Source organism: Ideonella lacteola (assembly GCF_038066555.1).
Classification (GTDB): Bacteria; Pseudomonadota; Gammaproteobacteria; order Burkholderiales; family Burkholderiaceae_C; genus Ideonella; species Ideonella lacteola.
In genome coordinates, this window is the sequence record NZ_JBBUTG010000046.1 from 1 (window position 1) to 10,652 (window position 10,652).

Here is a 10,652-nt window from a genome sequence, read left to right on the forward strand (position 1 = left end):
CGGCCGCCCGCGCGCTCGCCCCATAGCCCGCCGCGAGTGCTACTCCGGCACGCTGACAAACAACGGGGGTAAGGGGGTACTGCGCCCGCAATCGCCCAAACATGCCTTCGCGCGACGCCATCGCCTTCATCCAAGTCGCCAAGCCCCTTCACCGCCCCCCGGTCTGCTCGTCCGAGCAGATTCGTGAAAGATCCAGGCTAGTGCAGTGTCCGACGCCATGCGGAGCATCAAACCGTGCCTTTGGCCGCCTGGCGTCGCTGCAATTCTTCGCGATGCCACCGGGCGTCGCTGTGGTTTGCGCCTCGCCAGACGACCAAACCCATCGGTTTTCTTAGGTTCCGCCTAGCATCGAACACTGCACTGGCGTGCTTGTCAGGCCGGCGGGCGGCGCGGGCGGCGTCGCTCCAGCCATTCGAACAGGGCCATGCCCGCCAGCATCGCCAGCACGAAGACGACAGCTTTCACCTGCCCCATGCCGAGCGCGACGATGGAGGGCCCCGGGCAAAAACCCACCAGGCCCCAGCCGAGGCCAAACAGCAGGCTGCCGCCCACCAGCCGGCGGTCTATCGCCTTCGGCTCAGGCAGTTGCATGGGCAGACCCAACAGGGATTGGCCGCGCCGGCGCGCCAACGCGAAGGCGGGCGCCGCCACACCGATGGCCCCCAACATCACCAGTGCGAGCGAAGGGTCCCACGGGCCAGCCAGATCCAGAAAGCCCAGCACCTTGGCCGGATTGGCCATGCCCGAGACGAGAAGGCCCGCGCCGAAGATCAGGCCCGAGCACCACGCCCACCACAGGTTCATGGCCATCACCCGCTCAGGCGCCAAACCCGGTCGCCCAAGCGTGGCGAACGACGAAGACCGTGGCGAAGCCCGCCCCCATGAATGCCAGGGTCGCCACCATCGAACGCGCTGAGCGCAGCGACAAGCCACACACCCCGTGGCCACTGGTACAACCCGACGCATAGCGGGTGCCGAGCCCCACCAGCAGGCCCGAGACGATCAGGGTGCCCATGCCCGCCTCGATGTGCACTGCCGGCAGTTGGGCGACAACGCCACCCAGCGCGGGCGCAGCAACCAAGCCCGCGACAAACGCCAAGCGCCAGGCCGATTCGCCACGAGGTGCTTGCAGCAGGCCGCCCACGATGCCGCTGATGCCGGCGATGCGGCCCTGCCACCACATCAGCACCGCCGCAGCCGTGCCGATGAGTGCGCCGCCAGCGAGGGACGAGAAGGGGGTGAAGCTGTTCCAGTCGATCGTCATGCGGCAGTGGGGGCGAAAAGGGTCAATGCGGCGGAGTCGGCGCTCCGCCGCGCTGGGCATTTTCGCAGGCCGGTGTTGGCGGCGGCGCCGCTGATGCCATGCACATCAGGCCGCTTCTTGTGGTGCTCGTGCGTTGTGCCGGTGCTGCACTTGGGCCAGGTAGGCATTGCGTCCTGCGCTGTCGCGCATCGCTTCGCGCTTGGGGGTCATTTCGTGGTCGTAGGCGGCAGCCCACTGCTGGCGAAAGCTGTCCAACTCAGTGGTGGAGAGGCGGCCTGATCCGGGCGTGGCCAATGGGCGCTCGAGAGGCACACCGTCCTGGGCATAGCCAGCGAGTGTCTTGACGGTGTACTTCTGTCCCCTGTGCTCGACGGTGGCTTGCGGGTCCGTGCCGGTGACGACCGCGTGGGCGACCTTGACCGCCAGATCAGACTGGCTGTACCGAAGCGCCTGCGGCGAGGGGATCATCAGGCCGTCTTGAGCGCCGCCTGCTTTGGGGCTGCCAGTGCACAGCACCAACGAGCGTTTCGCGAGTTGCTCGCTGTTGTTCTTGAGGTATTCCTTCATCGACGCCAGGCCCAGCGATCCGCATTCAGTCTGGCCGCCTTGCGGGTGAACCTTGCCTCCCGAGCCGGTCAACAACCTAGTGAGATCCATCACGGCCACCGGCGTGTCGCTCTGGGTGAGCGCTGACTCGATGTTGTAAGACGATGCCATGTCGTATGCAACGAGGTTCAGTACTCGCCCGTTCGGGGTCGCGACATAGGCGTCCACGTGTCCCTTGCCTGTGCTGACTGCCTCTGCTTCCAGAAACCCCACCCTCTTGTTGACAAACAGGTAGGCGATGGGCTTTCCGGTTTCCTGGGCTGTCCGGGCCAGCTTCTGCAACTCACCAGCGACGTCCGCGGTTCCGCCGGTGGTGCTGGTTTTCACATCGACCCCGAGCTTCGACTTGTAGTGCGCCGCCAGGTGCTGGATCTGTTCGAGCGTCAGCTGTTGTTCCGCAGGCCTGCTCGCCAGAAAGTCCTGCTTCTTGGCCGAGGGTGGAGCCCGACGCGGCGCGGCCGCCATGGAGGCCGTTTCCGAAGGGGCTGGCGCCTGGCGCCGGGGCTGCAATGCAGGCGAGCCATCGTCGAGGCCCGGTCTCGGCGAGGCGGCGCGGCCAGTGGGGTTGGATTCACTCCGCGGCCGCGCCGAATGTGCGTTCTCGACCACGTCCGTGGCCTTGCAGCAGTTGCCGAAGATCTTCATGGGAGAGGTCCTTCCAATCGCCCGAGTTGACGTTGGAAGCATCCTCACGCAGCAAGCGGCCTGCTGCGGCTGGCCCGCGAAGCGATGCACCTGGAACCGAAGAGGCTCAGGGCCCTGGGGCCAGCCCGCCGGAGAGAGGGTGAGCCTTACTGGTGCTCGAAGAGTTTCAACGCCCAGGCGGTCTTCACCGCTTTGCGCCGTGCCTGCAGCACGAATTCTTTCTCTTCCGGCTCGCGGGTCTCGCCGGGCTGATGGGGCCTGCGCACCCACAACATCGCCAACAGCCCACGGTCGGCGTAGTAGGCGCCAAACCAATTGACTGCCCGCCCGATATGGCACTCACCGCTGAGCCAGACTGGGAAATCTGCCACCACGTCGTAGGTGTAGTGCCCAGGTCCGTACGATGTCTCTGGTTCAGCGGCGTCTTCCTGTGTCGCTTTCGTTGGGCAAATGGCCCGCGGTTCACTCGTCAGCAGATCATCACCGACCGTGTGGTTCAAGACACCCACCGCTTGATTCAGATCGGTGGCGGTGGACTCGTCCAGCTCGACAGGTGGGCGGTCCGGCGTTTCTTGCCGACGGGGCACCTCGAAGCGGTACTCGTAGTCCACCCGAATGGCGGGCACCGCGCCCGCTGCGACGAATGGCCGCAGCAGGTAGACGGTGTCGAAGCCGTATTGCCCATTGATGTACGCCGCATAAGCACGACCGTTGAGCGCGATCCAACGGTAGCCTTGGTTCGCCCCGCGCCCGTTGAGTGAGAACTGGACGGGCTTGGACGGGCTGACGAACCGCCCTTCGCGAAACTCCGAGAACGAGACCTGCGTCCATATGCCCGTGCCACCAACGAAGGAGTCCACGACCAGATCACGATCACCATCGTCGTCGAGGTCGATCAGGGTGTAGCTCGCAAGGCCGTTTTCGCCACCTCCTTCGACGCCGCTGCCGACCAAGGCGCTCCATTCGTCCGGTGTCACTCCGGCTGGCCGCACGGTTGGAAAGGCTGATTCATGCCACTTCGCTTCGTCGCCGCCTTCGCTGGCCGGGATCTCATTGGCGAAACGTGTCGTGGGGCTCGTCCAAGCCACGTCATCCAGCGCCCGTTCGAGGGCGAACTCGGCGTTCGTGGACATCCGTTTGTCGATGGACCGTCGCAGCGCTTCGGCGGCCGCCTTGTCGATTGCATCCGGGTGGTACGAACTCGCCACACGCCACTGCACAGCGAGTGATTCGTTTCGTTCGGAGTGCCGCGACAGCAAACACCCAACATCGGCGCCGCAGGCATCACGCTGCTTCAACCATTGCCGTTGTTCCGAAGCCAGTTGGGCCTTGTCCGCATGAGGCGCGCGCCGCAGCTGGGCCAACGTCTCAGCGATCTGACGGTCTCCCGCCCGCAGCCGCGGATCCGCGCAGATCGCCTTCTCAGCATCGCCTTTGGCCACGTCGCAGGCTATGCCTGTGGGCTCAGCCACGGCCAGCGCAGTGGACAGCCCCAGCAGGCCTGCGGCGAAATGGCGCTGGGCCCAGACAAAACAGCTGTGGGCAGGGGTGAAGAGCGCCCCGACATGCGCGGCCAGGCCTTCCATGCGATTCACGCGATCCATACGAATGTGACAAGGTGAGATAGGCACGACGGCCGAGCCGGGCGAAACCGCTTTGCGCCGTCAGAAGCTTGGCGCGTACATCAGCCGGCCCGGCCGTCCATGTGCCGCTGCCTGGCTTGCGCGATCTGCGTCGAAGAAAGAAAAGGGCTGCTGCCGCAACCCGCACAAGCCCCGCTGCCTGGCGGGTTCGCGGTGTCGCAGACCAGGCAGGTCCACGAATAGGCGGGCGGCGCATTCTCTGCCGCAGGCGCGCTTTCAATGGCCATCTTCGCCGTCGCAACCATCCGCCGGCCCCACTTGCGCCAAATGAGCGCCACAGCCGATGCGACCGCCAAGATCAGGCATAGCGCCATGAACGGCACGAAGTCGCGCGTGGAGTTATGCGAGCCCGACGCCGACCCACCGCTCAGGAGCTCAAGGAACGCTGCCAACACCGTTCCGATGGTCGACAGTATCAACAGGGCGGCGAGAAGTGTATTGATCATGGAAGAGTAATGAGCGCAGGGGCTGAAGCGCCTGGGTCCGCTACAAGGGCCCGACGCTGAACGACAACCTACACCATCAGCAGGTAGCCCACGCACAAGGCGACGCCAAGCGCGTTCAAAACAACCGGCACGAGCCGCCCAACGGTACGTGGCCCGATGAAGTAGCCGATCGCCCCGATCACCAGCCCCACCATCCAAGCAGCCGGCCCCAGCAGCAGCATCTCAGCGAGGCAACCCACATAGGGGCTGGAGCACCAAGCGGGATCGGTGGCGCCAATCCACACGGCCAGCGCAGGAGGCACCGTGCCCAGCACCAGGGACAGAGTGGGCAGTGAACGGCCCTGGCTTGAGCGTGATGCCGTCGAAGTCGTTTGAGCTGGCATGTTCTTGATGCTGCGCGGCGGTGACCGCGACCAAATCTGTCCGCCGTATGTTGGCGGGCTGAAATTCCCTCACCCCCAATTTTTCGACAGTTCCGGAGGGCGGTGAGGGCGCAAAGACAACTTCTAAGGTTTGAAAGAGCAACTTAAGAGGATTGGTTTGCCGGCTCCATCAGCAAACTTTGCCGCTTGCAGCGCAGGGCAACGCAATCGCTGGTCCTGCCACGTCCTTGAAGAATGGCAAGGTAAAGAGGCGCCTCACGGACGGGTCTGAGTCGAGAGTTCAGAACAACGATCAAGTCTTGTTTGCGTTGTCGTGGGACCGCTATGAATCAAACACACGGGTTTCTCGTGGCTCGCCTTGATCCGTCTCTTGCAGTTCGTGTTTGAGGAAATGTCCAGCGCGTATGCATTCCGCCCCGATTCTGCGCAGATCACTCCGCCGGTGACAAGTTCTAGCGATTCACCAGATAGTGAAATACGTGTTTCGGTGGCTATGTAGGTACTCTTATATATCGAATGGCCTTGCTGAATTATGTGGATAAATTTGTTGTCTCCGGCAGGTTCTGCCCCGGCGGGTATATTCCCGATACGCTTGGCGGTGCCGTCCTTAAAGGCAATTCTGTAGACTTCGTTCTGGGCGTTAAGTCCAAGTTCAATGGGCGATACTCTAATGAGACCCGCCAGCTGGTCGGTGCTCGATTCAACGAACTCGAAGCCGCGTCGACAGCCATCAGTTATATCTAGCAATTGCACTGGCAAGGGTGCAGGAAATCCGATCAGCTCAAGTTGAACATGGGCATTGGTTTCGGAGCAATTTATGTCGTTTCCGGCCATGCAGGGGCTGCAAAAGGTTGAGCAGAAAAGAACGATCGCCCACGCTTTCGCCGAAATGGAAAATATACATGCTGTCCGATTGTCTAATGACCCCGCATGGCGGGCGGCCGTTTCGTCTATGCGATCACCAACCTTTAGTCTCGCCATCAGTTAAAAGATACCTGCGAGCTGGTGGATATTTAACCGGACCCTGATCCCTACTGATCAGAGAATCTCCGGTAGCGAGAATTTGGCGGGCGAGCGCACGACTCACGCTCAAACTGCGGACCGGAGAAATCTAGGCCGTCGGGTCTGGGTTGAATTTCGCCGTCTGGCAGGCGAATCAGAAATTCGGCGTCTGATGCAACTATCGCCAGGGGCTTGTCCTTTAAAAACTCAGCCGAGAAGACGCCCTTCGAAACGGCGACATTCCCAACGATTTGTAGCTTTGCGACGTCGAAAATGGAGATGACGGAGTCTTGAGGATTGTTCGGGTTGAGTAATGTTGGATGGCCCCAAACTAAGATATATCTCCGGGAGCAATCCATTTCGTATCCGTCGATTCGAATTCTGGTCTCGATCGTGACCTTCATCTTCTCAACCGCAAGAGCCAGACTGCGGTCGCCGACTACATCGATATCTGTTTCACGCGCTGCAAGGGTGCTGGTCCACATTGAAAACGCGAGAAACAGGAGAATCGAGGGCGCATTGTCAAAATCTTCACTCGACGAGTGCAAGTCTACAGGTTATCGGCAATTCCATGGTGCGTACAAATCGAAATCTGGGAACACATTAGGAAACGCTGGTTGCCGGAAGGTCGCGAAAGCGGGTCAATAACGTGGTCGCGGCCATTCCGGTTCGGAAAATAGGCCCTATAGAATACGCTACTGGCGATTCTTGCAAGTACGGCAATGCGTCAGGGTCAGGCAGCCCTGAGAGTCGGAAAAATCGTTGGTCGAAAAAGGTATTTCTGCGACCTCTTAGGGTGTAGTGCGGTGAATTGGCACTTGCCTATCTGTCGAACTTTTACTGGGTGGCACGGGCTTCCTCATTTTTCGTACAGCGGCGCGCCTTTGAGCCGGACTCCGAAACCGTGCACCATGATAATTGATATCGCGTGTCTTTGAAGCTAAAGCCGCGTGTGAATTTTGCTCGCCCTGACTTGGAGTTCACGATTAAGTCGTAAAAGCTGTTTGTATTTCTATTTCTATCTGTGTGAAAGTCAGTAAGTGGCCCTAGATCTCCTGCCGTGCAATATTTTTCGCCTTCCTTCAAATAGAAAACGGCCTGAAGATTGGCTGCTTCAATATATTCGGTGGCTACGTATCCAGTGTCTCCCAGATCGGAAATGGTAACCTTAACCAACCGAACCTTTTCCGGAGTGTCTGGTCGGATACCTTCCTCGCCTGGGGCACTGTCAAAACACGTCGGCTTTGCCTCTTCGGCAAATGCCGTGGGAGACAAAATTACTAGTAGCGCAAGCAGGTGGTTTTTTACGTCTATCTCTGCGGAGTGTGTTCGATTCTAATTTAAATAAAACGCTCTTCGTCAGAGGCACCACCTGCGTCTTTGATTGCAATTTCCCGCAAGGTGTGACCGTGTGTCTGTCCATCCACTCCCATAGATCTGAATAGAAGGTGCGTCGGCGCCCTGCGAACGGACACTTGTGGACGGCCCCTGGCACTCAGATGCAGCCGCCGACATTCTCACCGGCCTCGACGACGATCAGCTATTCTGACTGGCGGGTTCCTCACGAAACGACGAGCGGCCAGAAGAGTTCGTGGGGCCTACGAATTAATAGTTGCTCCGCCAAGGGAGGACACGGATATGTAGGTCGCTGCTCAGCTCCATTGAATCAGCTACTGGCACGCGTAGTGCGTCGCATCCGTTTTGAATATTGTGTTCTGAGCACTCTTGCAGAATCCAGATCCATTTGGATTGGAAAGAATCAATATTTCATCGTTGACGCGAGCGTTGTAAATATTGCTCCTTATCGTGATCCGGTAGAGTGCATCCGTGAGGCCATCTTTGTTGTAGTCGGCGAATACTGCGGAATTGATTTTGCAGTCGATATATGAATATATATTTCTTGGGGTGCCGCTACTCTGGGTTTCGTAAAAGGAGCAATACTCCTGATTGGACTCTTGTACTGCGACCAGCCAGTATGCTCCGACCCCATCATTGCCTCTGCGTAACGTTTGCTTTCCGAAAATTTGAAGGTTGCTACTTGCGCCGGCCTCTACTCCGTTCTTGACCTTGTCTCCAATCATGGAATTTTGCGTGACAACCTGTGATTCGTCAGGCGATGCAATTGCTCCTCCTGCCAGAGAAAGAACGAGCAACCAACTGAGGAAGAGTCTGGTTAAAGGTGCCTTAATCATTTGGTCGATCGAAATTGACGGAAATGTTGCCGCGCGGGGTGCTGAATGTTTGAGGATTGCTGCGCGAGGTGTCATCCATGAGATATCTAAATAGATACTGGGCATATGCCTGACGCTCAAGATATCCATTCCCTCCGCCATTAACAAGCACGCTTGCTCTGCCGACGGCTTCTGAGTTTGCTCCTCGGTCACATACCTGGTTAATATTGTATCGCCGGCCTCCGATCATTTTCGACACCCAGAAAAATCCTCCGCTGTCGCAGGCTAGATATGGGTCGCTAACGAGTTGACCGGGGTCGAATCTGGGTGCCCACCGAATCTGAGCGCTGCCAGTCTCTGTCGGCGCGCCGGTCCAATGAACCGATTGGGCAGTTATTCGAGGGTCGGAGTACGGGCCATTGTGGTGCGGGAGCGCGGTATCGCCACGGAAATTGGCGTAGTCGCGATACATTCCCACCCACGTTAGCTGCATTATTCCTCGGCCATAAAATGCTGCATAGTATTGGGCCATCGGTATCGCAGGATTCGGCTGGCCGAGTCCATATTCTCGGACTGTTCGCCATCGGTCAGTTTCATGAATCACCTGTGCGATAAATATTGCCCTCCTTGCTCCTCCGTGAATGGCATATTTCCGAATTGTCCTATTCAGCTCGGTGAAATATGTCGAAAAGCGTAATCTCGCTTCATGGCGTGTGATCTGATAGACGCTGGGTGGGCCGTTGGTGTGCGCACTGAAAATACCGTTGGACTGTTGATATATTGGGTATCTAGGAATGGCGAGAGAAAGCTCGTCGCCAGTCAGCCACGCGCACTTCCTGAAGTGGTGAATGAATCTGAGCGGATGGAAGTGCCAGATAGAACGTTCATTCAGTTCTGCTTGAGACCAGAACGCTAGCTTTCGAACGTGTTCCGAGAATCGTTGCCAAGAGTCTTCGGATTCGAGCGATTGTCCTGTTTCCCGCAACCGAGCATAGCGAACCGGCAGATCGCTGTCGTCCCACTCGCTCGGTGACTTGCAAACCAGATGCTGTAGTTTTCGGGCTGCTGCCTCGTTGCCTTGAGCTTGATGCAGAACGTCCAGAGTACGCTGGTCGTCGCATATGCCGTCCGTGAAATTGGTGGTCTCACCCTCTTCACGCTTCTCCCATCCCAACCAATGGGGAAAATCAGCATCGCTGAGTTTTGCCACGGTATCAATAGCCAGATCGATATAGCCAATGGCTGAATCGCTATATCGAACTTGCTGCCAGTTTTGATGTCGAATGGTAGTGTCGGCGCCTAGAAGGCGGCCAAATCTGAGCCATTCAAGTCCTGCACTCGGAGAGTCGGGATAGAGGACTTTGGTTAGGCGATGCAACTCATACTCGTAGTCCTCTTCAACTATGGGCGCACCGACCGGTTCGTATCCTCCGTTACCGTCTGAGCGATACGTCGTGGCTACGCGGCGGCCGCGTTGTAAGGACACCGAAACATATAATGGTTGATCATTCTGCCCTGAGGAGCCGCGAGGAGCAGGAAAGTACACGTCATGTTGATTGCCGGCTAGATCAACGATTTTGATGCCCTGGTCAGTTGGGGCGTCGGGATGACGTTCGACGAACTGACTGCCAGCCGGAATGACGAAGTGTGCATCGCCAAACCAATCGTCGCTGCCGGTGCCTTGTGTGATCGCTGTGCTGTCACGCCAGACGCGCTGAAAGTCTGCGTCCAGCATGAAGACTTCGAAGTGCATCGCTTCGCGGTTGTAGAGTTGGCCGGCGAACCCTAAGACGTCTTTTCTCCAGACGCGCTGATTGGGCGGGCGCTTGACTTCGGTGCTGGGGTTCTGTCGCATCCACGCGGGCAACTGGGACAGCCGGTCCGCAGCCAGCGCTGATTGGTTGGCCAGATGCATGTAGAGCGAATAGAACACAACGGTGGTGTTCTCGCCGGTTTGGGTCTCGTGGCGCAATAGAACGAAACTGGTGTCGTAGCTGCCCAGCGGCTCGTATGTCTCAGCTTGCGCGGCGAAGCGGCAGGCTACGACTGTGCCGTCTGCGATGGCACGAATGGGCTCGCCGCCCCCGCTGAGGTGGACGCCACCGTGCCAACGGTGCATCGGGCCCTGGGCGGTATTGATCGTTGAGACGGGGTAGACGCCTTCGTACTGAAGCAAATGGCCTTCGATGATGTTGGCCAGATAGACGTCTTCGTCGTCGTGAATGGCCGCGGCCGGCAGGACTGGGTAGCTGATCAGCATCGGTGGCTTCTAACGTGTGAAGTCAGAGTGAGAACGGGACGACGCCATCCGTATCGAGTCCACCCCGAGGCAGTCTGGGCAATGGCACCGTGGCACTCTGCGGCCCGACCAAACTCTTCTTACCTGCCTTGACGGTGTAGGTTCCCGGGCAGGTGACGACGATCTTGCCGTCGGCGATGGTGATGTTGGCGCCGTGGGAGTTGGCGATGACGATGCGCTTGGCGGCGGCGAA

Annotated in this window: 11 protein-coding genes; all 11 read right to left on the bottom strand. The window is 58.8% G+C overall.

Annotated features, from left to right (window positions below; genetic code table 11):
* Positions 1–372 precede the first annotated feature (372 nt).
* Complete coding sequence (locus tag AACH06_RS29515) at positions 373–804, bottom strand: DUF6691 family protein (protein WP_341429419.1); 432 nt, start codon at positions 802–804, stop codon at positions 373–375.
* 13 nt (positions 805–817) lie between these two features.
* Complete coding sequence (locus AACH06_RS29520; protein ID WP_341429409.1) at positions 818–1,264, bottom strand: YeeE/YedE family protein; 447 nt, start codon at positions 1,262–1,264, stop codon at positions 818–820.
* A gap of 105 nt (positions 1,265–1,369) precedes the next feature.
* Positions 1,370–2,515: a hypothetical protein gene (locus AACH06_RS29525; RefSeq protein ID WP_341429410.1), complete on the bottom strand. Its 1,146-nt coding sequence runs from the start codon at positions 2,513–2,515 to the stop codon at positions 1,370–1,372.
* A gap of 146 nt (positions 2,516–2,661) precedes the next feature.
* Positions 2,662–4,119, bottom strand: a complete 1,458-nt coding sequence (locus tag AACH06_RS29530) for a lysozyme inhibitor LprI family protein (protein ID WP_341429411.1) — start codon at positions 4,117–4,119, stop codon at positions 2,662–2,664.
* An 80-nt stretch (positions 4,120–4,199) separates the two neighbouring features.
* Positions 4,200–4,604: a hypothetical protein gene (locus AACH06_RS29535; RefSeq protein WP_341429412.1), complete on the bottom strand. Its 405-nt coding sequence runs from the start codon at positions 4,602–4,604 to the stop codon at positions 4,200–4,202.
* Between the two features lie 68 nt (positions 4,605–4,672).
* Entirely contained in the window at positions 4,673–4,987 is a 315-nt protein-coding gene (locus tag AACH06_RS29540; protein WP_341429413.1) for a hypothetical protein, read from the bottom strand.
* Between the two features lie 255 nt (positions 4,988–5,242).
* On the bottom strand, positions 5,243–5,821 hold the full coding sequence (locus AACH06_RS29545; RefSeq protein ID WP_341429414.1) for a hypothetical protein: 579 nt from the start codon (positions 5,819–5,821) through the stop codon (positions 5,243–5,245).
* 197 nt (positions 5,822–6,018) lie between these two features.
* Entirely contained in the window at positions 6,019–6,474 is a 456-nt protein-coding gene (locus tag AACH06_RS29550; RefSeq protein WP_341429415.1) for a hypothetical protein, read from the bottom strand.
* Between the two features lie 1,185 nt (positions 6,475–7,659).
* Positions 7,660–8,181, bottom strand: a complete 522-nt coding sequence (locus AACH06_RS29555; RefSeq protein WP_341429416.1) for a hypothetical protein — start codon at positions 8,179–8,181, stop codon at positions 7,660–7,662.
* Positions 8,174–10,420, bottom strand: coding sequence for a M23 family metallopeptidase (locus tag AACH06_RS29560; protein ID WP_341429417.1), 2,247 nt, complete (start codon positions 10,418–10,420; stop codon positions 8,174–8,176). Before AACH06_RS29560 ends, AACH06_RS29555 begins: the two co-directional genes overlap by 8 nt.
* A 22-nt stretch (positions 10,421–10,442) precedes the next feature.
* Positions 10,443–10,652 (bottom strand): DUF2345 domain-containing protein (locus AACH06_RS29565; RefSeq protein WP_341429418.1); only part of this gene is annotated, 210 nt, incomplete at its 5' end.